Consider the following 24,629-nt stretch of genomic DNA (forward strand, 5'->3'; position numbering starts at 1 on the left):
GCGCCTCACTCCAGTTGCACGCGCGCGCCCTTGGCGCCGTTGAGGAGCCGCCGCAAATGATAGCTCGCGAGCGGATCGTCGGCATGGATGCCGACCAGCGCGGCGAACGCCGGCATTGCCGCGATATCCCCGGACTCGAGCTTGGCGAAAGCGCTTGCGTATTGCGCCGCGGCCGCCCCGTCGAACGCGGCCGGCGATAGTGGCTCATGGGCGCGCAGCGGCTCGCTGCGGCCGCGCAGCACGAGGTCCCCGACCGGCCGCCCGCGAAATTTCCCGGCGGTGCTCGCGACGGTGTCGCTGACGCAGATCCGCGTGCCCAGCACCTTGTTGGCGGCCTCGAGCCTTGCGGCGATGTTGATGGTGTCGCCATAGGCCGTGTAGTCGAAGAAGCGGTCGCCGCCGAAATTGCCGACCAGCGCCGGGCCGGCATGCACGCCGATCCGCGTGACGCCGAAATCGACGCCCTTGTCTTTCCAGCGGGCGCGAAACGCCTCCGCCCAGAGATCGAGCGCCTGCGCGCAGGCGATCGCGCGGGTGGCGTAATCGGCCTGGTCGCCGGGCGCATTGAACAGCACCTGGATGGCGTCGCCGATCACCTTCGCCACCGTGCCGTCATGGGCGAACACGACATCGGTGAGGCCGCCGACATATTCGTTGAGCAGTTCCGCCAGCACTTCGGCCTCGGCGCTCTCGACCAGCGAGGTGAAGCCGGTGATGTCGGTGAAGATCACGGCGACGTCGCGCCAGCGCACCTGCATCTCGTCGCCGTCATCGCCGGCGGCAAGCCGCTTGGCCAGTTCGGGCGAGAAATAGCGCGACAGCGAGGCGTGGGCGCGTTCGGCCTCCGCCTGGCGGCGGCGTGCCTCGCGCAGCACCTCGATATGCCCGAGGGTTTTCAGGATGGTCGCTTCCAGGTCGGCGAAATCGATCGGCTTGGTCAGGAAGTCGAACGCGCCGCGATTCATCGCGGTGCGGATGTTGCTCATGTCGCCATAGGCCGAGACGATGATGGCCGACTTCTTGTCCTCGCGCTCCTGCAGCCGCGCCAGCAGCGACAGCCCGTCCATCCGCGGCATGTTGATGTCGAGCACCACGAGATCGACATGCGGATGCCGCTCGATCGACTGCAGCGCCTCGACACCATCGCGCGCGAATACGAAGTCGATGCGCCGGTCGCGAATCTGCCGGCGGAATCGCTGCAGGACGAGCGCTTCCAGATCGGGCTCGTCGTCGACCACGAGAACGGTCGAGGTCATGCGGCCCGCTCCAGTCGCGCCTCGATCTCCTGGCGGACTTGACCGAAATCGATCGGCTTCGTCAGCAGGCCCTCGGCGCCGTGCTCCAGCGCCTTGCGCCGCGTTTCGGCATCGCCGTAGGCGGTGATCATGATGACGGGAACGTCGGGCCGGCGGGAGCGCACCTCCGGCAGCATCTCGAGCCCGCTCATCCCGGGCATGTTGATGTCGGAGAGGATAAGGATCAGCGTTCGCTCGCCGGTATCGCCGATTCGGCCGAGCGCCTGCGCCGCCGAATGGGCGAAATCCATCATGAAGCGCTGGGCGCGCAGGTCGCGGCGGAATTGCTGCCGGAACAGGACCTCGATGTCCGGCTCGTCATCCACCACCAGAACCAATACACTCACGTTTGTCCCCTGGTACCGTTGGAAAAACTGCTTCTGCGCGGCAGCAGAATGGTGAACTCGGTGAATTCTCCGGGTTCGGTCGCGACATCGATCCTGCCGCCGTGCTGCTTCACGATGATGTCGTGACTCATGGAGAGCCCGAGCCCCGTGCCTTCGCCCGGCGGCTTGGTCGTGAAGAACGGATTGTACATCTTGTCCTTGACCTCGGGCGGGATGCCGACGCCGTTGTCGCGGATGCTGATCTCGACGAAATCGCCGCGGCTTCGCGTGCTGGCGCTCACCGTGGGCTCGAATCCGGTCTCGCCCCGGCTGCAGCGCTTCTCCACGGCATAGAAGCCGTTGGAGATCAGATTGAGCAGCACCCGCGTGATCTCTTGCGGAAACGCTTCGATCGCGCCGGCCTCGGGATCGAACGCGCGCCCAAGCGTGACGTTGAACTGGGGCCTCTCGGCGCGCGCGCCGTGATAGGCGAGGTTGAGGCTTTCCTCGACCAGCGCATTGACGTCGGTCGGCCGGTGCTCGCCGCTGCCGCTGCGCGAATGCAACAGCATGTTCTTGACGATGGAATCGGCACGCTTGCCGTGCTGCACGATCTTCTGCAGGTTCCCCTTCAATAGCCCGGTCAGCTCATCGATTTCGCCGCGGGTGCTGTCCGCGAGCGCGACGGGTGCGAGCACCTCGTTCAGCTCGTCCGTCAGTTCGGCCGAGAGCGCGGCAAAATTGTTGACGAAGTTGAGCGGGTTCTTGATCTCGTGCGCGATGCCGGCCGTGAGCTGGCCGAGCGAGGCGAGCTTCTCGGTCTGCACCAGGCGGTCCTGCGCGGCGCGCAGATCGTCGAGCGATCTTGCGAGCTCGGCCGTGCGCGCCTGCAACTGCTCGAACAGCCGCGCGTTCTCGATCGCGATCACGGCCTGATCGGCGAAGGTCTTGAGCAGGTTGATCTGGGCCTCAGGGAACGCACCCGGCTCGGCGCGCGAGACGCCGATAGTGCCGATTGCGACGCCCTCGCGGAGCATCGGCACCACGAGGATGCTGCGATAGCCGCGGGCGCGGGCCATGTCTTTCACGGCCTGGGGAACGTCGGGTTCGGTTTCGACATCGGTGCGGAATGCGATCTTCCCGGTCTCTGCGACCCGGCTGTGGATCGCGCGCGAGCTGAGCGGGGAGGGGAACGAAATCCGGATTTCGGCGTCGCCCTCCGGGCTTCCGGCCGTGCACGCCGCCAGATGCAGCATGTCGCCGACGACGCGCGTCACCAGCGCGGTCTGGCCGGCGAGCAGCCGCCGCGCGCTTTCGGAGATGGCGTCGAACACCGGGTGCACATCGGTCGGCGAACTGGCGATGGCGTTGAGGATCTCGGCGGTCGCGGTCTGCCGCTCCAGCGCCGCGCGCGTTTCGTTGAACAGCCGCGCGTTCTCGATCGCGATCACGGCCTGGTCGGCAAAGGTCTGCAGCAATTGCACGTGGTGGGCGGCAAAGGCGCCGGGCTCCGCGCGCGTGATGCTGATCATGCCGACCGCGGTGCCGCGGTTCATCAGCGGGGTGAACAGCACGCTGCGAAAGCCGCGCAGCCGCGCCAGCCGCCTGTTCGGCTCCGGAACCTCGTCGGCTTCGCTGTCGGGGAATTGCACGGTCTCGCCGCCGCGGACCAACGCGAAGGTCGGGAACGCCGCGATGTGGCGCGGGAACGAGGCCCGCAGGCCGGCGTCGGCCTCGGGGCTGGTCGGCGTGTACGCCACCAGATGCAGCTCGTCGCCGATGAAGCGGAGCACGGTGGCCGAGAAGCCGCGCAGCAACCGCTTGGCGTTCGAGGCGATCGCCTCGAATGCCGGCTGCGCGTCGGAGGGCGAGGCGGCGATGACCTTCAGGATCTCCGCCGTCGCGGTCTGCCATTCCAGCGCCTGGGCCTCGCGGTCGCGCGCGGCCGCCAGGTCGCCTTGCACGCGGCCGGTCTCGACCACCGCACATTGCAGTTGCTGTTCGAGCTCGTCGATCCTGCGCCTCAGATCGGCGTCCATGGGCTGGTCATTCATCGTCTGTTCGGCGCCGCAACGTGAGCGGGTGCGACGTCATGGGCGGCTGACAGCCGGCCGGCCGAGGTCGTCGAATCTCCCGCGCCAGTTGGGAATCCATGCTGCGCCAGCGGCTTTAGCGCCAAAAATAGCCGCCGGGCAAGCCGGAACGGGACCGTGATTGTCGTGCGATTGCGGTCGTTTGCGTGTGCACATTCACGTTTCCGCGACGCAAAATTCGCTTGGCGCGGGTTCACGTCTCAAACAGCTGGTGATCCATTTCAGAGACGGTCGTGATTGAGCCGAGAGGCCGCGGCGTACTGGATCGCCCGGTTAAACCGGGCGATGACAGGTGTGGGTGGGGGCGCAGTTTCGCGATCTCGCGACATGGATTGCCCGAGCTTTGCTCTTTCGTTCCGCCCTCTCCTTGATCAGAGGGCGCAGGGAAAGCCGGGTGCCGATTGCACCCATGGGCCCGGTGCAACAAAAAAGCACCGGGGTAGGACCACAGGTGTAACCGGAAACAACCCGGCTTTCCCTGCGCGATGGGTTACGGCTTATACGTGCTCTCCCCGGCGAGACTGGGCTTTTTTGTCACCGCTTTCGCAACAACGCTTGCGCGTTTTGCGAGAGGACACCTGCCACTAGGGCGTCAGGCCTGCACGACTTCACCGTCCGCCTCGCGTGCTGTCGTCACTGGCACACGCGGCGTCCACCGCATCTCACCGCAACACTATGACGATGCGCAGCGCCCCTCGATCGGGTGAGACGGGCGAACCATACACCGAGTTGCCCTTCCGAAAAAGCGAAATATTTTTGCGCGCGGGGATTGACAGGTTTTTGGGCTGACTTGCCCGTCGGGCAGTCACAGTCCGTCACACTTGTAGGATGGGTAGAGCCAACGGGTCCGCGCTGCGCGCGGCCCGATGATAAACTCCGCAAAACCCATCAATTGCGTCCGCGGTGAGATGATGGGTATCGCTGCGCTCCACCATCCTACGGTGCTTGCTCTCGCGTTCCGTGGGACGGATTACGCTTCGTTCATCCGCCCAACGATTCTAGCTCGTCCCACGATATGTCCGGTGCTGCCTACTCCTTGTTCAATCCGTCGGCATCGACCCACTACTTTAGTTGCCATCAACGCATGGCGATCTGCGTGTGGTTTCACTTGCTGCGCATTTTGTCGCGGCTATAGTCGCGCCCCAAAGAAAGGCCCAAGCGGGCCCAACAGAGCTCGAAGCAGCCGAAGAACAAGAAGGAGTGAAACAAGGTGAGAAAAACATCCCGAGTGCCATTTCATGCGTTGCAACAACTCGCGGGAGTAGCTGTTCTGGGCCTGATGGCGGCAGCCCCGAGTGGTGCGCTGGCCGCGGATACACTCAAGATCGGCGTGATCGCCGAAGCCCAGGCGATCGCCGGCGCCTCGATCCCGCAGGCGGCGCAGCTCGCCGCCGATGAGATCAACGCCAAGGGCGGCGTCGACGGCCGCAAGATCGAAATCGTCACCTACGACAATCACTCGTCCTCGGCGGATTCGGTGCGCGCATTCCAGCGCGCGGTGAACGAGGACAAGGTCAACGCCGTCATTTCGAGCTACATCAGCGAGGTGGTGCTGGCGCTGGAGCCCTGGGCCTCGCGGCTGAAGACGCCGTTCGTGACGCCGGGCGCCGCCTCCAACGAGATCAGCAAGAGCGTTCACGCCGATTACGAGAAGAACAAGTACACCTTCCACGGCTACCTGACGTCGGCGGCGCTGGCGCTGTCGGTGTGCGATTCCGCCAAGGATCTCCTGGTCGATCAGAAGCACATGAAGACCGCGGTGATCATGAGCGAGGACGCCGCCTGGACCAAGCCGCTCGACGTCGGCTACGAGGAGTGCCTGCCGAAGATCGGGCTCAAGGTCGTCGACCACATCCGCTTCTCGCCCGACACCACCGACTTCACGCCGATCTTCAACAAGATCGAGGCGGCGAAGCCCGACGTCATCATCACCGGCATCTCGCATGTCGGCGTGCAGCCGACGGTGCAGTGGAAGAACCAGCAGGTGCCGATCCCGATGTTCGGCATCTCCTCGCAGGCGACCAACGAGACCTTTGGCAAGGACACCAACGACGCCGCCGAGGGCGTGCTGTATCAGGGCGTGTCGGGCCCGAACGTTGCGGTGACGCCGAAGTCGGTGCCGTTCGCGGAAGCCTTCAAGAAGCGGTTCGGCAACTATCCGTCCTATGCGGGCTACACCGCCTATGACGAGGTCTACTACATCGCCGACGCAGTGAAGCGCGCCGGCTCCGCCGAGGCCGACAAGATGGTCGCGGCGCTGGAAAAGACCGATTGGGAAGGCACCATCGGGCGCGTCCAGTTCTACGGCAAGGACGATCCGTTCACCCATTCGATCAAATACGGCAAGGGCCTGATCACCGGGCTGATGCTGCAGTGGCAGGGCGGCAAGCAGGTCGCGGTCTGGCCGAAGGAAGTGGCCAAGGCCGAGCTCAAGTTCCCGAGCTTCGTCAAGGCGACCACCAATTGACTGATGGTCGTGCTCCCGGGTCTCTCCCGGGAGCATCGCTGTTCAGTTCCGCGTCCTCCACAACAGGCAGCGCCGCTGCCGCGGCCAGTATGAGATGCTTGCGTTACAAATCCTGATCGATGGCTTTGCCATCAGTGCCCTCTATGCCCTCGGCGCCACCGGCTTCACCCTGATCTTCGGGGTCTCCGGCGTCCTCAATCTCTCCCACGGTGCCATCATGGTGGCCGCGGCGGTGGCGGCCTGGGCCGCGGCCAGCGTGCTGCACCTCGACATCTACAGCGGCGCGCTGTTCGGTGTCGGCGTGGCGCTGGTCGTCTCCTTCGCGACCTATTTCGCGGTGGTGAAGCCGATCCAGAATTCCACGCGGATCCCCAACGAGGAGAAGGAAATCTTCGTCCTCACCGGCACCCTGCTGTGGGGCATCATGATCCAGGAGCTGATCGCCTATTTCTTCACCAACAACGCCAAGACGGTGCTGCCGATCGTCGAGGGCGTCGTCGATATCTTCGGCAACCGCACACCGCGCAACAATATCTTCACCGCGCTGGTGTGCTGCCTCGTGATCGGTCTGTTGTGGCTTTTGGTGAACCGCACCCGCACCGGCAAGGCGGTGCTGGCGGCCTCGATGAACCCGCGCGGCGTCACCTTGCTCGGGCTCGAGCTCACCCAGATCTACATCGTGGTGTGGGCGATCTACGGCATCCTCGCCGGCATCGCCGGCGTGCTGCTCGGCATGTTCCTCGGCGTCAGCTCCTACAGCGTCGGGCCGCTCACCGCGAGCGCATTCTCGATCGTGGTGCTGGGGGGCCTCGGCAGCGTGTCCGGCTCGCTGATCGCAGCCTTCGTGGTCGGCTATCTCGAGACCCTGACCGCCTACCTGATCTCGCCGGCCTATCGCACCATTCCGGCGCTGCTGCTGCTGGTGTTCGTGATGTATATCCGGCCGCAGGGCCTGCTCGGGAGGCGCTGAGATGGCCACGTTCTTCACCTCGCGGCTGTTCTTCATTTCGCTGGCCTGCGTCGTCATCGCCGCGACGCTGCCGCTCTACGTTTCGGGCTATGTCCTCGGGCTCCTCACCGTCGCGTTCTATTTCGGCGTGTTCGCGATGGCCTGGGACTTGCTGTTCGGCTTCGCCGGCGAGGTCAATTTCGGGCCGACCTTTTTGATCGGCACCGGCGCCTACACAGCCGGCATCCTCAACAACCAGTTCGGCTGGTCGGTCTATCTCTGCATCCTGCTCGGTGCGCTGGCCTCGGTGGTCGCGGGTTTTGTCCTCGCGCTGCCGGCGCTGCGGGTGAGGGGGCCGTATTTCGGCCTCACCACGCTGGTCGCGGTCTTGATGCTGCAGAATTTTGTCGTCGTGTTCGCAGATCTCACCGGCGGCGAGATCGGGCTGACCATCCCCGACGTCATCACCATCAATGCCGGCGCCAACTACTGGATCGCGCTCGGCTTCATGACCATCAGCGCCGCGATCCTCTACGGGCTGTCGCAATCGCCGGTCGGCCTGGTGCTGCAGGCGAGCGGGCAGGATCCGGTGCAGGCCGGCGCGCTCGGCTTCAACATCGTCAAGCACAAGCTCGCGGCGTTCATCGTCAGCGCGTTCTTCTCGGGATTGTCGGGCGCGCTCCTGGTGTTCTACTTCGGCACCGCCTCGGTCGGCACCGTCGTCGACGTCGCGGTCGGCGTCAACGTGATCGTCTCCGCCGTGCTCGGCGGCCGGCGCACCGTGCTCGGCGCGGCGCTGGGGGCGATCTTCCTGATCGTCGCCGGCGAATTTCTGCGTCCGACCGGCGAGCTTGCCACCTTCATCGTCTCGGCGGTGGCGCTGCTCGTCGTCCTGTTCTTTCCCGGCGGTTTCCTCGGAGCGGCCCTGTCACGCGAGGCGCGCTCCTGATGGACCAGACTGTGACCACTGCAACCCTCAGCGTTCGCGGCCTCACCAAGAGATTTGGCGGTCTCACTGCCGTGAAGAATCTCTCCTTCGAGCTGCATCCCGGCGAGATTCTCGGCCTGATCGGGCCGAACGGCTCCGGCAAGTCGACCGCGATGAAGAGCGTGATGGGCATCGAGCGCCCGACTGCAGGCGAAGTGCTGTTCGAGGGCGAGAATGTCGCCGGCCTTCCGGCGCACAAGATCGCGCGCAAGGGCTTTGGCATGGTGTTCCAGCATTCGCGGCCGCTGAATCGGCAGACCGTGCTGGAGAACATCATGGTCGCGCTGCTGCCCGACAGCCTGTTCATGCTGTTCCCCGACAAGGCGCTGACCGAGCGCGCCAAATGGATCGCCGAGCGCGTCGGACTCGGGGCGGTGATGGACCGCCGCCCGCCGACACTGCCGTTCGCCGATCTGCGCCGGCTCGAGCTGGCGAAAGCCATTGCGCGCGATCCAAAGGTGGTGCTGGTCGACGAGCCGTTTGCGGGCCTCACCAGCGCCGAGGTCGGCACCTTCTCCGCGCTGATCCGCAGCTTCCGCGACGAGGGCCGCGCGGTGATGCTGGTCGACCACAACGTCAAGAGCGTCGCGGCGCTGGTCGACCGCGTGCTCGCGATGTATCTCGGCGAGGAGATCACGACCGGCCGCGCCGAGGACGTGATGAAGAACGAGACGGTGCGGCGGGTCTATCTCGGCGGCGCGATCGAGACCCATGCGCGCCCCGAAACCTCGTTCAAGGACAAGGTGCCGCTGCTGCAGGTCGATGACGTCAGCGTGCATTACGGCAAGGCGCAGGCGCTGGAGAACGTCTCGATCCACGTCCATGAGGGCGAGTTCGTCTCGATCGTCGGGCTCAACGGCGCCGGCAAGACCACGCTGTTCAACACCATCTCCGGCTTCCTGCCGTACACCGGCGAGATCCTCCGCGGCGGCCAGAAGCTGCGCGGCACGGGTCCCGCCAAGATCGCCCGCTCGGGCCTTGTGCAGTGCCCGGAATCGCGCGAGCTGTTCGGCGAGATGACGGTGCGGGAAAATCTCGATCTTGGCGGCCAGCATCTCGACGACGCCGCGCGGGCCAAACAGCTGGCCTGGCTGTTCGAGCTGTTCCCGATCCTGAAGGAGCGGCAGGGCCAGATGGCGCAGACGCTGTCCGGCGGCGAACAGCAAATGCTGGCGATCGGCCGCGCGCTGATGATGCAGCCGCAGATCCTGATCCTCGACGAGCCGACGCTGGGGCTTGCGCCCGTGATCCTCGAGCTGCTGTCGAAGGCGCTGGAGAAGCTGCGGCAGACCACCAGGATCACGGTGCTGCTCGGCGAGCAGAACGTGACCTTCGCGCTTCCCCATGCCGACCGCGTCTATGTGCTGGAGCACGCGCGGATCGTGTGGGAGGGCGATCCCGGCCGGTTCGCCGCGGAGGCCGGCAAGGATTTTCTCTGACGTTGGAAGATTAACAACAAAGCAAAGCAAGGGAGATCATGATGTCCAACCATTCAACCGCCGCCCGGGCGAGCCTGCTCGCCTCCGCGCTCGCGCTGTGCCTCGCGGCGCCGGCCTACGCGCAGTCGAAGGATCCCATTAAGATCGGCGTGATTGCCGAGGTGCAGTCGATCGCCGGCGCGGCGACGCCGGGCGGCGCGCAGATCGCGGCCGACGAGATCAACGCCAAGGGCGGCGTGATGGGCCGCAAGATCGAGATCGTCACCTACGACAACAAGTCGTCGTCGGCCGATTCAGTGCGCGCGTTTCAGCGCGCGGTCAGCGAGGACAAGGTCTCGGCGGTGATCGCAAGCTACATCAGCGAGGTGGTGCTGGCGCTGGAGCCGTGGGCGGCGCGGCTGAAGATGCCGCTGATCACGCCCGGCGCCGCGTCGAACGAGATCACCAAGGCGATTCACAACGATTATGAGAAGAACAAGTACACCTTCCACGGCTACCTGACCTCGGCCGCGCAGGCGCAACTGGTCTGCGATGCCGCCAAGGAGCTGCTCGCCGACAAGCTCAAGTTCAAGTCGGCGGCGATCATGAGCGAGGATGCGGCGTGGACCAAGCCGCTCGACGTCGGCTACGAGGCCTGCCTGCCGAAGGCCGGGCTGAAGGTGGTTGAGCACATCCGCTTCTCGCCCGATACCACCGACTTCACGCCGATCTTCAACAAGATCGAGGCGGCCAAGCCCGACGTGATCGTGACCGGCATCTCCCATGTCGGCGTGCAGCCGACGGTGCAGTGGAAGAACCAGCAGGTGCCGATCCCGATGTTCGGCATCAGTGCGCAGGCGCTCAGCCCGACGTTCTGGGCCGACACCAACGCCGCCGCCGAGGGCGTGCCGTCGCTCGCGGTCGCAACGCCCGACGTCGCGGTGACGCCGAAGACCAAACCGTTTGCGGCGGCCTTCAAGGCCAAGTTCGGCACCCCGCCGGCCTATACCGGCTACACCGCCTATGACGAGGTCTACATCATCGCGGAAGCGATCCAGCGCGCCGGCTCGACCGATCCGGACAAGATGGTCGCCGAGCTCGAGAAGACCGATTTTGAAGGCACGATCGGCAAGATCCAGTTCTACGGCAAGAGCGACGAGTTCACCCACGGCATCAAGTCCGGTCCGGGCGCGGTGACCGGCCTGGTGTTCCAGTGGCAGGGTGGCAAGCAGATCACGGTCTGGCCGAAGGCGATCGCCGAGGGCGAGATGAAGTTTCCGAACTTCGTGAAGCTGTCGCAGTAAGGAAAAGCCTCACCACCGTCATTGCGAGCGAAGCGAAGCAATCCGTCACTCCACTCGGGGATAGATGGATTGCTTCGTCGCTGCGCTCCTCGCAATGACGGCGGAGAGACTACGCGCGACGGAAGCTAGGTCTTCGTCTTCGGCGCGGCCTGGATCGTCGGCGCGGCCGCGGCAAGCAGCGCGGCGCGGTCGCCGTCGCGCGGCGGATAGATGCGCTGCTGGTTGATGGTCTGCTTGGTCACCTTGGCTGCCGCGCCCGTGGTGTGCACCTCGCGGTCCCAGCCGGTGGTGTAGAGCGCGCCCCAGGCGCCGAGGTCGAGCACGGTGACATACCAGTCGATGGTGAGCGGCAGCAGTTTTTCGCCGAAGAGATCGGCGACCACATTGTGGCCGGCGAAGCGGCCCATCGGCCGGGCGAACTGGCAGGACATCACGGTCGGATGCGTGCCGTCGATTAGGCACGCCGCGACGTCGCCGGCGGCGAACACGCCCGCGAGACCTTGGGCGCGCATGAAGTGGTCGACGGCGAGGCGGCCGAGCCCGTCGCGCTCCACCGGAAGGGTCGCGGCGAGCGGACTGGCGCGCATGCCGGCGCACCAGACCACGGTTTGGGTCGCAATGATGTCGCCCGTATCAAGCGTGATGCTGCCGGCATCGACCGCGTTGACCCTGACGCCGAGCCGCGTCTCGACGCCGAGCGCCGACAGCGCCTCGTTGATCACGGGGCGTCCGTGCGCGCCAAAAGTCGCGCCGACAACCGGGTTGGGATCGATCAGGATGACGCGGCGGTCAGTGGTGATGCCGGCGCGCGCAAGCCTGGCCGGCATCTCGGTCGCGACCTCGATCCCGGTGAAGCCGGCGCCGACGACAACCACCGTCGAACGCGCCGGCGATGGCGGCTGCTTGCCAAGCGCCGCGAGGTGTTTTTCAAGTTCGATCGCGGCGTCATAGGTATCGACATCGAAGCCATGGATGGCGAGGCCTGGAATGGCGGGGCGCACCAGCTCGCTGCCGGTCGTCAGCACCAGCCGGTCGTAGCTGAGCGCCTCCGTGCTGGCGCCTTTCCTCACCGTGACCTGCCGCGTCACCGGATCGATCGCCTCGACCTCGGCCACGATGTGGCTGACGCCGACGGGATCGAGCAGGCCGGCCAGCGGCAGCGCGACGTCGCTGAGATCGACCTCGTAATTGCGCACCCGGATGTTGTGATAGGCGTTGCGATCGACGACCAGGATCTCGGTATCATCAGCCCGCGCGCCGATTTCGTCGCGCTTGCGCGCCGCGCCGAGCGCGGCCCACAGCCCGGCAAAGCCGGCTCCCAGCACCAGGATGCGCGCCATCTCTCCCTCCTGCCTGACGCAGGGAGCTTGCCCGTTCGGGCAAGGTCAAATCAAGTACCTGTAGCCCGGATGAAGCGGAGCGAAATCCGGGGACCGCTATCGCCGGATAGCGCGATTCCCGGATTGCGCTCCGCTTCATCCGGGCTACGGGAACTCCTCTTACCTCGCCCCGCTTGCGGGGAGAGGTCGGATCGCATCGCCAGATGCGATCCGGGTGAGGGGGACTCACCATCAGTCCGTCGCTCACCGACGTTGCGGAGACAGCCCCTCACCCCAATCCTCTCCCCGCAAGAGCGGGGCGAGGGAGCAGAGCACCGATGCGGCCAGTCTCACGTCCCCGGCCGCGAGACTTCCGTCTCCTTGCTGGTGATGAACTCCAGCAGCACCGGCACGCCTTCCCTGGTCTTCTGGATGCCGCGCTTGATCGCGGGGATGATGTCTTCCGGTTTGGTCACCCGCTCGCCATAGCCGCCGAAGGCGCGGGCCATTGCGGCGTAGTCGCCGGAGATATCGGTCGAGCGGTATTTCTCGGTCGAGATCGGCATCACCTTCAATTCGATCGCCATCGAGAAATTGTTGAGCAGGATCGACATGATCGGGATGCGCTCGCGCACCGCGGTCTCGAAATCCATTCCTGTGAATCCGATCGCGGCATCGCCCCAGACGTTGATGCAAAGCTTGTCCGGCTTGGCCAGCTTGGCGCCCATCGCCAATCCCAAGCCGTAGCCGAGCTGCGTGGTCTTGCCCCAGCCGATGTAGGACAGCGGCTCGACCGATTTCCAGAACGGCGAGAGCTGGTCGCGCGGGCTGCCGGCGTCATGGGTGATGATGGTGTTGTGGATGTCGACGGTGTGCTGCAGGTCCCACAGCACGCGGTAGGGATTGAGCGGCGCCTCGTTGTGCGTCAGCTTCGGCATCCACTTTGCGAGCCACTCCTTGTGTGACGCCGCAATCTCCTCGGCGACCGCGCTGGCTTTGCGGTCGGAGGTCACGGTCTTGCCGATCTCCTCCAGCAGGGCATCGAGCACCAGGCCGGCGTCGCCGACGAGGCCGATCTTGGCCTCGACATCCTTGTTGATGTGGTTCGGATCGAGCGTCGCGTGGATGATGGTCTTGCCCTTCGGCATCGCGATGCCGAACGAGGTCTCGGTGAAGGAGCAGCCGATGCCGAAGATCACGTCGGCGTCGCCGAGAAATTTCGGCACCGCGCGCGGCACCGCGAGGCCGCCGGAGCCGAGCGACAGCGGATGCGTCTCCGGGAAGGACGACTTGCCGCCGAGGCTGGTCGTGACCGGGATTGCGAGCCGCTCGGCGAGCCGCTTCAGTTGCGGCCAGGCCTGCGCATAGTGCACGCCCTGACCGGCATAGATCACCGGGCGCTTTGCATTGACGAGAAGCGCGGCGGCCTCCTTCACATGCACCGGGTCGGCACCGTAGCGGGTGCGCAGCACCGGCGTGTAGTTCAGCGGTTCCGGCACCTCCTCGTTCCACATGTCGGCGGGGATTTCCACGATCACCGGCCCGCCGCGGCCGTTCTTCAGTTTCGTGAACGCCCGCCGGAAGATGTTGCAGACTTCGGCCGCGATATTGATCGGCTCCGACGACTTCGAAAACGCCTTCATCGCCTGGCTGGAATTGAAGTTCGGGTCGATGTTGGCGAGCCGGCGCGCATAGCCCATCGGCAGCACCAGGACGGGTACGGATTCGCCGTAGCACTGCGCGACGCCGCCCATCGCATTCTCGGCGCCGGGGCCGTGCTGCATGCAGAAGGCGCCGATGCTCCGGCCCGAGGTGACGCGGGAGATCGCGTCCGCCATGTGCACCCCGATGCGCTCCTGGCGCACCATGACCGGGCGGATATCGGCATTGGCGGCGTATTCGATCAGGTGGTTGACCGGATAGCCGGTGAGGATCTCGATGCCCTCGCGCTTCATGATTTCCGCGATCGCGGTGCCGAGCTTCATGACGGTCTCCCCTGGATGCGGCCGGTTTGGTCCGGCCTCGTTGTCGTCCTGTCTGCCAAGGGAACAGGATTTTGCAGGCTCGGTAAAGCGCAGCCGGGGCCGGATCAGGTAGTTCTGATATGCGTTTGCGAGCGATGGCGGGGCCGGCGCCCTTGCTGTCCCGACGGAACGACGCGGTCAGAGGGGAGCAGGCCCGTCGACCAGCAACCACAGCGCAGCTCCGGTCAGGAGGAGCCAAGCGGTCGCCTTCTGCTAATGAAGTCCCATTGACATTGCGCACGACGTTGAAATCAGCAGCGTAAATCCATCAATCTTGAACTCATTCTCGAGACTTGTGCCGAACAGGCTCAGCCACTTGTCCTGCGCCTGATAGGCGAGCTTCTCGCGCTCCGCCGGGCATTCGTACGCGGCGCCGGCCTCGTTCTGCAGATGATGAACCATCTCGTGAACGAGAACCGACAGCTCTGCCGGCGTACGGCCGGACCATCGGTCCAAAAGATGGATCGTCCTTGTCCGATCGTTGTACACCGCGATGACGTCGCGCGGTGTCGGAGGACCATCCTGGGTCTCGAGGATGGACGCTTCGCGCTGCAACGGTGAAACGAGACCTTTCTCTCGCAACCCTGCCATTGCAACCGAGGGGGCGCGCTCGATGCGTGGATGCTCGAAATCGGCGGGAAGCCCGTAGTTGGTCGAAATCCAGATCGCTATTGCGGTGAGAAGTGCGTCCATCGGCCACCTCCATGCTTGGGGGAGGGGTCATTTAAACCCGTGGGAACGCGCCCGTCTTTGGGATAGGCTTGGCTTTGCCTTGGGAATTCGCTGGTTTTGTTTGCAAAGCGCACCCCGGTCAATTTCAATGATCTATGTTTTTGGGGATTTTGTTTTAGATACCGATTGCCGGGAATTGCGGCGCGGCACCGTTCTCGTCGGAACAGAGCCGCAAACCTTCGACCTGTTGCTCCATCTCATTCAAAACCGTCAACGTGTCGTCAGCAAGGACGGCCTGCTTGCTGCGGTGTGGAATGGCCGCATCGTTTCGGAATCCACGCTCAGCAGTCAAATCGCGGCCGTCCGTTCCGCCATCGGCGACAGCGGCGAGCGGCAGGACCTTGTCCGTACCTTTGCCCGCAAGGGATTTCGCTTCGTCGGCGAGGTACAGGAGCGATGCGGGGATCCGAAGATCGACCTGGTCACGGACGGCACGGACGGAGCGAAACAGCCGCTCAACGACGCGAGCGGGCCTGAACGCCGGCAACTGTCGGTCATGGTCTGCAAACTGGCCGACATCGATTTTCGCTCAAGCCGGGATCCGGAGAGCCTGCTGGAACCGGTATCGGCGTGCCATGGCAAAATCAAGGAAGTCATCGCCGCCCATGACGGCTTTATCGCCAAGTCGCTGGGCGACGAGATCGTGGTCTATTTCGGCTATCCGCGTGCCCGCGAAGATGACGCAGAACGGGCAGTGCTCGCGGGACTGGCAGCAATCAAGTCCGTCGGAACGGTCGGCAAGCTACCGCAAAAATCGCCGCAGCTGCGCGTCGGTGTTGCAGCCGGCCTTGCCGTCGTCGGTGATTTTCATGACCTCGGATTTACGGCCGATCATACGGCAATCGGTGGTGCACTCCCGCTGGCAGCTGAACTTGCGGCGTGCGCCGCACCCGGCACGCTGGTGATCTCAGCCGGCGTGCACCGCCTGCTCGGCGACCTCTTCAACTATGGCGAGCCGGAAAGTGTGAGGTCCAGCGTCGAGCCGATCAAGACCTGGCGGGTGCTTGGTGAAAGCGCCACCGCAAGCCGCTTCGAAGCCCTGCATTCCAAACCCCTCAAGCTGCTCGGGCGCCAGGAGGAACTGGTGCTCCTGCAGCGGCGCTGGCGACAGGCCAGGACAGGCGAAGGTCGGGTCGTGCTGATCTATGGAGAGCCCGGCATCGGAAAATCCCGCCTCGTTTTCGCCCTCCGCGAGACTCTCAAGAGCGGCGCGCACCATTGTCTGCGCTTTCAATGCTCGCCGCATCGAACCCGCACCGCGCTGCATCCGGTCATCGGTGAGCTCGAACATGCGGCCGGCTTCGCGGCCGGCGATGACGACGCCGTCAAGTTCGAGAAGCTGGAGGCGCTGTTCGGCGCCTTGCTGCAAGGGCCAGGCAATGACGCCGCGTTGTTTGCCGACCTGCTCTGCCTCGGAAGGCATGCCGAATCTCCGTTTCTCTCGACAAGTCCTCAGCGGCGAAAGGAGCTGATCATAGAGCGATTCATCGAGCGGATCGCGAGCCTTGCGGCCGGCAAGCCGATACTCATCGAATTCGAGGACGCGCATTGGATAGATCCCACAAGTCTCGAACTGTTCGATATTCTCGTTGATCGCATCCGCACGCTTCCCGTTCTGCTGATCGTGACCTACCGGCCGGAATTTGCTCCGCCCTGGCTCGGTCAGTCACATGTGACGGTCCTGACGCTGAACAAGCTCGGCCGTCGCGACAACGCGGCTCTCATTCGCAGCGTGGCGAAAGCAGAACTTCCATCGTGCCTGCTTGAACAGATCATTTCGCGAACCGATGGCATACCCCTGTTTGTCGAGGAGATGACCAAGTCCGTCCTGGAGAGCAACATCGTGCGTGAACAGGATGGCGCTTACGTTCTCGCGGAAGGATCGCCGGTTCTCTCCGTGCCTGGCACGCTGCAGGCCTCTCTGGTGGCCCGGCTGGATCGGCTGTCACATCTGCGCACGGTCGTGCAGGCCGGAGCGGCACTGGGACGCGAGTTCTCCTATCCGTTGCTTCGAGCCGTCTGCAACTTGAGCGATGCGGAACTGAATCCCATGCTCGACCAGCTTGTCGCGTCCGAGTTGGTACGACGGCGCGGCACGGCTCCGCACGCAATGTATACGTTCAAGCACGCGCTGGTGCAGGAGGCGGCCTATGCCACCATGCTCAAGGGTCAACGACAGCAGGTGCACGCTCGCATCGTAGAGGTCTTTGAAGACGAAGCACGCGAAATGCTGGAGCGCAATCCGGACGTGCTCGCCCATCACTGCACCGAGGCCGGCGCTTTCGTGAAGGCTATCGGGTTTTGGCTGAGGTCCGCCCGGATGTCGCTTGATCGGTCAGCCGCTGCGGAGGCGCATGCGCACGTGGAACGGGCAATGGGCCTGCTTTCGCAGATCAAGGACGACGCGACGCGTCGCCAACTCGAGGGCCGGGTGCAGAACGCGCTGGGCGACACCCTGATCCAGACCAGGGGATTCGCCTCGCCCGAAGTCGCAGCCGCCTTGTTGAAAGCGCGCGAGCTCATCGATGAATCCATTCATCCGCTTGAGGGCCTGCGCGCACTTTGGGGGCTGTTCAATTACCGTTTGATGCGGTCGGAGTCGATGGAAAGCCTGCGTCTTCTCGAGCCGTATCTGCAAAGGCAGAACGATCGATTGGGCGCCACGATCGTGCATCATCTGTCCGGAACTGCCTGCCTGCATATCGGCAGGTTCAGGGACGCGGTATTTCATCTCGAGAAAGCCCTTTCGCGCTACGACGAAACGGCCTGCCGTCCCATCGGCATGCTTAGCCATCATATCCAGTCATTTTCGTTGATTTGGCTTAGCCTGGCCTATCTGTATCTCGGCGAGATCGAGCGGGCGACTGACGCGATCGCGGCCGCCATCAAGGATGCGCGAAGCCGCTCGCATCCCTTCACACTGGTGTCAGCCCTGCTGGCGGAGGCCCGGTTTCGCATTCATACACGCGATCCGAGGGCTGCAATCGCGGCCATCGATGAAGGCCTCGCAATCGCGACCGAGCAGCGCAGTCCCTATCACGTCTCGCGGGCCAACATTCTGAGAGCCGTCACCTTTATCGAAAGCGGGAACGTCGGGGACGGGATTGTCTTGATGGAGCAGGCGCTCGCCGCGCATCGAAAGACAGGGGCGAATTTCCAGAGTGGCTTCAATCTTTCTTGCCTCGCCAAGGCCTATGCCGCGACGGGTGACAGGGATCGCGCGCTGGACTGCGCGGATGAGGCCATCAAGGAGGTGGATCGAACCGGTGACTGCTGGTGGGCCGCCGAAGCGCACAGAATACGGGGCGAGATATTGCTGAAGCTGGCTCCTAACAACCGCCTGCAGGCGGAAAGCTGCTTCCAGGCCGCACAGAGTTGCGCACGAAGTCAGGACGCCAAATTATGGGAATTGCGCGCCGCATACGATCTGGCAAATCTGCGGAATTCGGAAAATCGCAATAAAGAGGCCAGAACGGTTCTGCTTTCGGTCTATCGCGGATTTCAGGACGGCGTCGATCTGCCGGACCTCAAGGATGCGGGCGAATTGCTGAGAAGGCTTGGGTGAATGTGGCCGGAGCATGAAGGATGTGACGTGATTCCGTACAACCGTTAAGCGATCGTTCATCCTGTCCATCAATGGGGCGTCAACCAATGTGACCTAGTTTTGCTGGAATATTTCTACGGCGCGAGCGAAAACCGCAGGCGTCGACAGGAGCTTTTCATGCGTGCGTTGCTTGCAGGATTCTTGCGCGATGAGGGCGCTGCAACCGCCATCGAATATGCGGTCATTGCAGGCGGCATCAGCATCGTGATCGTCGCCGTGGTCAATGGCATCGGCCTCAACGTGGCCGGCCGCTTCCAATCCTACAGCTCGGCGCTGAAGTAAGCGCGGCTGTTCAAGCGCAATACGAGTAGGCTAATCGTCGTCGTCGCCGTTCAGCGCGCGCAGCATTGCGATGCGCGCGAACATCAGCCAGCCGCCGCCGGTTTCGGCCGCGTTGATCAGGTGCTCGACCGCGATCTGCCAGCGCGGTTCCTGCTGGGCGTCCTCGGGCAGTTTCATGATGTAGTCGGCCGCCTGCTGCAGCGTCACGAGGCTGCCGCGCTGCAGCGCGATCGGTTCGTCGAAGGGCGTCGACCAGGGCATTTTAGAAACGGCAAATCGCGATCATGGTTTGCCGCCGCGGGCTCCGATCAACCCGCCTTCTTCCGCGCAGCGGTGCCTTGCGCGCGTGCCGGCTTCTCGGCCTTCTTCGGCTCAGGTTTTGCGGCCTCCTTGGGCTCGCGCTTGCCGCTGCCCGAGATCGGCAGCAGCATTTCGCGCTGGCCCTCGGCGCGCTTCTTCGGCTTCTTGCCCTTGGCCGCCTTGGCGGCGGGCGCCGCCTCTTTCTCGTTGGCGAGGCTCTTCTTCAGCGCGTCCATCAGGTTGATGACGTTGCCGCTGGCCTTCGCCGCGGGCTTGGTCACCTTGATGCCGTTGCGCTTCTGGTTGATCAGCTCGATCAGCGCCTCTTCATAGCGGTCCTCGAACTCCTCCGGATCGAACTCGGCCGACTTCTGCTCGACGATGTGCTTGGCGAGATCCAGCATGTCCTTGGTGATCTTTACGTCCTGGATGTCGTCGAAATATTCCTTCTCGCTGCGCACCTCGTAGGGATAGCGCAGCAGCGTGCCCATCAGCCCGTTGTCGAGCGGCTCGAGCGCGATGATGTGCTCGCGGTTGGTCAGCACCACGCGGCCAATCGCGACCTTGTTCAGGCTGCGGATGGTCTCGCGGATCACCGCGAAGGCGTCGTGGCCGACCTTGCCGTCGGGAACGAGATAATACGGGCGGATCAGATAGCGGCTGTCGATCTCGGAGCGCGGCACGAACTCGTCGATCTCGATGGTGCGGGTCGATTCCAGCGCGATGTCGTCGAGCTCTTCCTTGGTGACCTCGATGTAGCTGTCGGTGTCGACCTTGTAGCCCTTCATGATGTCTTCGGAGGCCACTTCCTCGCCGGTCTCCGCGTCGACCTTGGCGTATTTGATGCGGTGGCCGGTCTTGCGGTTGATCTGGTTGAACGAGACCTTTTCGGTGTCCGACGTCGCAGGGTACAGGGCAACCGGGCAGGTCACGAGCGAAAGGCGCAAAAAGCCCTTCCAGTTGGCGCGGGGGGCCATGGCAAAACTCCGATTACGCAACCGACGGAACGGTCAAGGATAACACCGGGAACCCCAGTTTGAAACAACGGGGCCCGGTGAATCTCGCAACGGCGTTAACCGTGGTTTGGTGCTGCGCCCGTTTGACGCAAGCGCGCCATGCCGGCGAGGAGGGTCTGTGGAGCCGGAACATCGCACCGGATGGTGCGTTGGCTGTTTCAAGGGGAGCGGGCAATTGCCCGGAATAACAGGCACTTAAGCGGAGAAATCCCCCATGGCTATGGAACGACACGGCCAGACCATCGAAACCCCGACCGAAGCGCGTCAGGCCGAGCCGGGCCCTTCGGTTCTCGCGCTGCTCACGGCTTCGACCAGCCTCGCCGTCCTGATCTTCGGCGTGATCTGGTTCTCGTTCTTCCGCATGTAGCGGAGCGGCCGACGCCAGCTGCAGGCCCTTCTGTGAGGGGGCCTGGTCGGCTGGGTGGCCGGATTTTCAGGCCCCGGATCGCCGATCCGGCGCCGCAAGCCCGAGGCGTTTCGCTTCATAGCCGGAGTTCTGGATCGACTGCCACCAAGGCCTGTTGGCGAGATACCAGCGGACAGTCTTGTCGAGCCCGCTGTCAAAGTTCTCGGTCGCACGCCAGCCCAGCTCGCGTTCGAGCTTCGTGGCGTCGATAGCATAGCGGCGGTCGTGGCCGGGGCGGTCAGTCACGAACGAGATCAGCCGGCTCCGAGCGCCGTGGTCTGACGGTTGCTGGCGGTCGAGCAGCCCGCACAGGGTCTCGACGACATTGAGATTGGTCCGCTCGTTGCGGCCGCCGACATTGTAGGTCTCGCCGATCCGCCCATGCGCGAGGATGGTGTGCAGCGCGCGGGCATGATCCTCGACATAGAGCCAGTCGCGGATGTTCTGGCCGTCGCCATAGACCGGAAGCGGTTCCTCGGCGAGCGCCTTGATGATCATGTGCGGGATCAGCTTCTCCGGAAACTGGTATGGCCCGTAGTTGTTGGAGCAGTTCGAGATCAGGCAGGGCAGCTCGTAGGTTTCGCACCAGGCGCGCACCAGATGATCCGATGCGGCCTTGCTGGCGGAATAGGGCGAGTTCGGCGCGTAGGGGCTCTGTTCCGTGAACGCACCCTCCGGGCCGAGCGAGCCGAACACCTCGTCGGTGGAGACATGCAGCAGGCGGAACGATCTGCGCTCCGCCGGCGTCAGCGCGCGCCAGTGGCGCAGCGCCTCCTGCAGCAGCGTGAAGGTGCCGTTGATATTGGTGGTGATGAACGCCTGCGGACCGTCGATCGAGCGGTCGACATGGCTTTCGGCGGCGAGATGGATCACGGCCTGCGGCCGGTAGCGGGCAAACAGCGCCTGCAGCGCCGCGGCGTCGCAGATGTCGGTTGTGGCAAGCGCATAGCGCGCCGATTGCGCAGCGGCCTGCGGAATCGAATCCAGGCTGGATGCATAGGTCAGCTTGTCGATGTTGACGATCGCAACATCGGTGGTGTCGAGAAAATGCCTGATCACGGCGGAACCGATGAAGCCGGCTCCGCCCGTCACGAAGATCGTTGATCGGTTCTGGCTCATGCCCGAGCTATCGCTGCGACTTCGCGAAACTGTGATAGACTGAGAGCAGATATTCGCCATAGCTGCTCTTGGCCGATCGCTGCGCCAGATCGTGGAATTGATCGAGCGTGATGTTTCCCATCCGCAGCGCGATCTCCTCGATGCAGGCAATGCGCAAGCCCTGCCGCTGCTCCAGGATCTGGACGAAATGGCTGGCCTCGACCAGCGAGGCGTGCGTGCCGGTGTCGAGCCAGGCGAAGCCGCGATGGAGCATCTCGACCGAGAGCTCGCCGCGTTCCAGGTAGACGCGGTTGACGTCGGTGATCTCGACTTCGCCGCGCACCGACGGTTTCACCGAGGCCGCGATATCGAGGATGGTGTTGTCGTAGAAATACAGCCCGGTCACCGCGACATCCGATTTCGGATGGACGGGCTTCTCCTCGATCGAGATCGGCCGGCCCCGCGCGTCGAGCTCGACGACGCCGTAGCTCTGCGGCGAGGACACGGTGTAGCCGAAGATCGTCGCGCCCTTGGCCCGGTCGCCGGCCCGCTTCAGCTTGTCGCCCAGCCCGTGACCATAAAAGATGTTGTCGCCCAGGATCAGGGCGACGCTGTCGTCGCCGACGAACTCGCGCCCGACCACGAAGGCGTCGGCGAGGCCGCGTGGCCGCTCCTGCGCCGCATAGGAGAATTTGAGGCCGATCTCGCTGCCTTCGCCGAGCAGCCGGCGGAACAGGTGCTGATCCTCCGGCGTGGTGATGATCAGGATATCCTTGATTCCCGCGAGCATCAGCGTCGACAGCGGATAGTAGATCATCGGCTTGTCGAACACCGGCAGCAATTGCTTGGAGACCACCGTGGTCACGGGGTAGAGCCGTGTCCCGGTTCCGCCCGCAAGAATTATCCCCTTCATCTCACCTCTCGCCTCAGGATTGAGGGTTGCCACAAGCCTAAGCTCTAGCACAGATTTTACCTGCGGAAGGGGCTATTGGCCGGATTTGCCGCCGCCCGTGGGCCCCGCCGGGGCGCGCTGCGTGCGTCAGGCCGGACCGCGCCCGCCCGCCGCAGCATGTGCGATGTCGCCGTTCGTTGCCGAGGTGAGATTCCGGTTGCACATGTCGCGCATTCCAACACGCAGTGCGCTTAAGCCTGCTGAGGTGTGGACGCGCTCACACTGCCTCGGAATGATCGCTGCTAGCTGGTCGAAGCATCAGCTCCGTCTCTCCGGTAACCACGATCAGTCAGGTTGAATTGCAGATTTCTTCGAGGGGCTGTTTCTCAACGCTAGCGTCGAGATCGATTTTGCTTTTCCGACTCGCAACTCGAAGCGGACCGGCTTGCGCACAATTGCGTCACGAGACTATCGGATTTGACTGATAGGACACCCGAATCGTTGCACCCGAGCTTCACCATGTCGTCTCAACCGGAAAAGATGTCGCTGCTGTTGCGGTTCAAGGAGAAGGGGCTTTCCGGCGCTTTCGTCGCGCTGACGGTGCTCGCGATGGTGGGATGGATTTATCTGCTGAGTTCGATGTTTGTTAGATTCGTTCTCTGGTTCTTTTCCTGAGAATCGGCATCAATTGGCATTGATCACTTTTGCAGCGCTCGGTTGCACAATAAATTCAACCGATGAACAATCTTTCGGCGCGCCGAACCATCATGTGGTCACATCTTCGGACTCTAAGTTCAACAAACTAAAATTCCGAACCGGGACAACTGCGATGGCTACTGCTCTCCTCACCCTTGCAGCAGCGTTTGCTGCGGGATTCTTCGCCGGCTATTGGATGCGTGCCTTGCGCTCCCAGAAGCGCCGTGCCCACTACCAGATGTATGCGCCGTATCAGATGTCGTCGGGCGGCGCGCCGAAGCCGAACGCCAAGAGCAGCACGTTCGGCCATCCGCGGCGCGCGTTCTAGATCGAATGGATCGAACTCGTCGGTGAAGTGCGATTGGCATGACACTTGCTGATCGAGCGGATTGAGCCAACGAGTAAGCCACGTCAGCGCGCGTCAAGGTTGTGTAGTGTTCGGTGGAGTGAGTTGCTTGCATACCGTGCTGATCGTGATCCTGGCTGGTGCAATTGTCCTGATCCTGGGCAAATTGCACCGCTACTATCTGGACGAGAACGAGAGGATCATGCGGGGCGAGCGCAGGTTTGACCACTAGCGTGGCCTGACGCATGATCGCGGAACGCAGCCTCGGTCGCACGAGAGGTGTCGCACGATGAGTGATCCGGCCAGCAACGCGCCCAGGCGTTATGTCGTCGACGGCAATGGCCACCGTGTTCTGGTCGGCCTCTCCCGTGAGGAGACCTCGGAATTCGAACGGCTCGAGGCCAGCTTCCAGGTGCTGCAGCGGGATGGCGCGGGGCCCGATCAGCCGCTGTCGAACCCGGAACGGCGGTGGCGCGAACTGTACGGCAAGCACGACGTGGCCTGGCTCCGATGGATCGCCGATCTGCGCGGGCGCCGGGAGCGGAATTTACCAGTCCTTAACTAAGGCCGGGTGATTTTGGAAAGCGCAGACCGACCAGGCCTGAATCGGATTTTGCCCAGATGTTTCAGCTGTTTTTGCAGTCCCGCGCGCAAAACCTCGTCAAGTCGCGGCTTGGCGGCGAGGCCTTCAAGGCGCGCTCGCCGGAGCGGGATGCCGAGACCGACCGCGGCCGGATCGGCTCGATCATGGCTGCGATCGACGCGGCTCTTGAGGCGGCGGAAAGCGAGCAGGCCGGGCTCAGTCGCCGGGTCGAGGACGTGCTGGCCCGCGCGGCCGTGACCCTTGGCAACGGCACCGACGAATATCTGGAGCGTGAGGCGCTCGACAACTACCACCAGGATCTCTTCGACAAGGAGATCCTGAACGGGCAGCGCCGCCTGAAGGAATTGGCGACCGAAATTTCGCATTTCAAGTTCATGAAAGCCGCGGTGCTGAACCGGTTTCCCGATTTCAAGCCTTGAACCGGCCGCGCCGCCCGATTACCAAGTCCGCGTCCTTCGTCCGCCATATTG

23 protein-coding genes are annotated in these 24,629 nt (G+C 63.8%); 13 read left to right on the forward strand and 10 right to left on the reverse strand.

Annotated elements, in window-relative coordinates; genetic code table 11:
* Window positions 1–5: 5 nt before the first annotated feature.
* From CI41S_RS04140 to CI41S_RS04150, 3 genes are read right to left on the reverse strand one after another with little or no spacing between them, the layout of a single operon-like run.
* Window positions 6–1,256: an adenylate/guanylate cyclase domain-containing protein gene (locus CI41S_RS04140; RefSeq protein ID WP_139857547.1), complete on the reverse strand. Its 1,251-nt coding sequence runs from the start codon at window positions 1,254–1,256 to the stop codon at window positions 6–8.
* Window positions 1,253–1,642, reverse strand: coding sequence for a response regulator (locus tag CI41S_RS04145; RefSeq protein WP_139857548.1), 390 nt, complete (start codon window positions 1,640–1,642; stop codon window positions 1,253–1,255). The genes CI41S_RS04140 and CI41S_RS04145 overlap by 4 nt, the downstream gene beginning before the upstream one ends.
* A complete protein-coding gene (locus CI41S_RS04150; RefSeq protein WP_244626397.1) occupies window positions 1,639–3,675 on the reverse strand; it encodes a GAF domain-containing sensor histidine kinase in 2,037 nt (678 codons plus the stop codon). Before CI41S_RS04150 ends, CI41S_RS04145 begins: the two co-directional genes overlap by 4 nt.
* Before the next feature lie 1,318 nt (window positions 3,676–4,993).
* Here CI41S_RS04150 and CI41S_RS04160 point away from each other — a divergent pair.
* From CI41S_RS04160 to CI41S_RS04180, 5 genes are all read left to right on the forward strand, one after another.
* Window positions 4,994–6,181 (forward strand): ABC transporter substrate-binding protein, encoded by a 1,188-nt coding sequence (locus CI41S_RS04160; protein WP_244626398.1) that lies wholly within the window; start codon window positions 4,994–4,996, stop codon window positions 6,179–6,181.
* Window positions 6,182–6,275: 94 nt separating this feature from the next.
* Entirely contained in the window at window positions 6,276–7,151 is an 876-nt protein-coding gene (locus tag CI41S_RS04165; RefSeq protein WP_139857550.1) for a branched-chain amino acid ABC transporter permease, read from the forward strand.
* 1 nt (window position 7,152) lies between these two features.
* Window positions 7,153–8,079, forward strand: coding sequence for a branched-chain amino acid ABC transporter permease (locus CI41S_RS04170; RefSeq protein ID WP_139857551.1), 927 nt, complete (start codon window positions 7,153–7,155; stop codon window positions 8,077–8,079).
* Window positions 8,079–9,557, forward strand: a complete 1,479-nt coding sequence (locus tag CI41S_RS04175) for an ATP-binding cassette domain-containing protein (protein WP_139857552.1) — start codon at window positions 8,079–8,081, stop codon at window positions 9,555–9,557. The genes CI41S_RS04170 and CI41S_RS04175 overlap by 1 nt, the downstream gene beginning before the upstream one ends.
* A 38-nt stretch (window positions 9,558–9,595) precedes the next feature.
* On the forward strand, window positions 9,596–10,840 hold the full coding sequence (locus CI41S_RS04180; protein ID WP_139482339.1) for an ABC transporter substrate-binding protein: 1,245 nt from the start codon (window positions 9,596–9,598) through the stop codon (window positions 10,838–10,840).
* Between the two features lie 125 nt (window positions 10,841–10,965).
* On the opposite strand, the gene CI41S_RS04185 is transcribed toward CI41S_RS04180, so the two are convergent.
* From CI41S_RS04185 to CI41S_RS04195, 3 genes are all read right to left on the reverse strand, one after another.
* Window positions 10,966–12,180, reverse strand: a complete 1,215-nt coding sequence (locus CI41S_RS04185; RefSeq protein WP_139857553.1) for an NAD(P)/FAD-dependent oxidoreductase — start codon at window positions 12,178–12,180, stop codon at window positions 10,966–10,968.
* Window positions 12,181–12,509: 329 nt separating this feature from the next.
* Window positions 12,510–14,252, reverse strand: a complete 1,743-nt coding sequence (locus tag CI41S_RS04190) for a thiamine pyrophosphate-requiring protein (RefSeq protein ID WP_347339244.1) — start codon at window positions 14,250–14,252, stop codon at window positions 12,510–12,512.
* A 144-nt stretch (window positions 14,253–14,396) separates the two neighbouring features.
* Window positions 14,397–14,876, reverse strand: a complete 480-nt coding sequence (locus CI41S_RS04195) for a DUF6647 family protein (RefSeq protein ID WP_139857555.1) — start codon at window positions 14,874–14,876, stop codon at window positions 14,397–14,399.
* 127 nt (window positions 14,877–15,003) lie between these two features.
* Here CI41S_RS04195 and CI41S_RS04200 point away from each other — a divergent pair, with 127 nt between their 5' ends.
* Window positions 15,004–18,480, forward strand: a complete 3,477-nt coding sequence (locus CI41S_RS04200; protein WP_139857556.1) for an AAA family ATPase — start codon at window positions 15,004–15,006, stop codon at window positions 18,478–18,480.
* Between the two features lie 99 nt (window positions 18,481–18,579).
* Window positions 18,580–18,801 (forward strand): Flp family type IVb pilin, encoded by a 222-nt coding sequence (locus CI41S_RS04205; protein WP_347339231.1) that lies wholly within the window; start codon window positions 18,580–18,582, stop codon window positions 18,799–18,801.
* Between the two features lie 30 nt (window positions 18,802–18,831).
* Here the strand turns inward: CI41S_RS04205 and CI41S_RS04210 are convergent, their stop codons facing one another.
* Together CI41S_RS04210 and ku are read right to left on the reverse strand one after the other, a co-directional pair.
* Complete coding sequence (locus CI41S_RS04210) at window positions 18,832–19,062, reverse strand: hypothetical protein (RefSeq protein WP_139857557.1); 231 nt, start codon at window positions 19,060–19,062, stop codon at window positions 18,832–18,834.
* 47 nt (window positions 19,063–19,109) lie between these two features.
* The gene (gene ku, locus CI41S_RS04215; protein WP_139857558.1) at window positions 19,110–20,078 is read right to left on the reverse strand and encodes a non-homologous end joining protein Ku; all 969 of its coding nucleotides are present in this window, start codon (window positions 20,076–20,078) and stop codon (window positions 19,110–19,112) included.
* 253 nt (window positions 20,079–20,331) lie between these two features.
* Here ku and CI41S_RS43265 point away from each other — a divergent pair, with 253 nt between their 5' ends.
* Window positions 20,332–20,484, forward strand: a complete 153-nt coding sequence (locus CI41S_RS43265; RefSeq protein ID WP_172627900.1) for a hypothetical protein — start codon at window positions 20,332–20,334, stop codon at window positions 20,482–20,484.
* Between the two features lie 66 nt (window positions 20,485–20,550).
* Here CI41S_RS43265 and rfbB read toward each other — a convergent pair whose 3' ends face one another.
* Together rfbB and rfbA are read right to left on the reverse strand one after the other, a co-directional pair.
* Window positions 20,551–21,642 carry a dTDP-glucose 4,6-dehydratase gene (gene rfbB, locus CI41S_RS04220; RefSeq protein WP_139857559.1) on the reverse strand — a complete coding sequence of 364 codons (1,092 nt, stop codon included), beginning with the start codon at window positions 21,640–21,642 and terminating at the stop codon, window positions 20,551–20,553.
* A 7-nt stretch (window positions 21,643–21,649) separates the two neighbouring features.
* A complete protein-coding gene (rfbA, locus tag CI41S_RS04225; protein WP_139857560.1) occupies window positions 21,650–22,534 on the reverse strand; it encodes a glucose-1-phosphate thymidylyltransferase RfbA in 885 nt (294 codons plus the stop codon).
* Between the two features lie 498 nt (window positions 22,535–23,032).
* On the opposite strand from rfbA, the gene CI41S_RS43270 reads away from it, so the two are divergent.
* From CI41S_RS43270 to CI41S_RS04240, 5 genes are all read left to right on the forward strand, one after another.
* A complete protein-coding gene (locus CI41S_RS43270; RefSeq protein WP_172626826.1) occupies window positions 23,033–23,188 on the forward strand; it encodes a hypothetical protein in 156 nt (51 codons plus the stop codon).
* Between the two features lie 154 nt (window positions 23,189–23,342).
* Window positions 23,343–23,537, forward strand: coding sequence for a hypothetical protein (locus CI41S_RS04230; RefSeq protein WP_139482349.1), 195 nt, complete (start codon window positions 23,343–23,345; stop codon window positions 23,535–23,537).
* Between the two features lie 127 nt (window positions 23,538–23,664).
* Window positions 23,665–23,787, forward strand: coding sequence for a hypothetical protein (locus CI41S_RS44915; protein WP_283813060.1), 123 nt, complete (start codon window positions 23,665–23,667; stop codon window positions 23,785–23,787).
* Window positions 23,788–23,844: 57 nt separating this feature from the next.
* Entirely contained in the window at window positions 23,845–24,120 is a 276-nt protein-coding gene (locus CI41S_RS04235; RefSeq protein WP_139857561.1) for a hypothetical protein, read from the forward strand.
* Between the two features lie 56 nt (window positions 24,121–24,176).
* Window positions 24,177–24,578, forward strand: a complete 402-nt coding sequence (locus tag CI41S_RS04240) for a hypothetical protein (protein ID WP_139857562.1) — start codon at window positions 24,177–24,179, stop codon at window positions 24,576–24,578.
* Window positions 24,579–24,629 lie beyond the last annotated feature (51 nt).

It is taken from the genome of Bradyrhizobium ivorense, from assembly GCF_900696085.1.
Taxonomy (GTDB): domain Bacteria; phylum Pseudomonadota; class Alphaproteobacteria; order Rhizobiales; family Xanthobacteraceae; genus Bradyrhizobium; species Bradyrhizobium ivorense.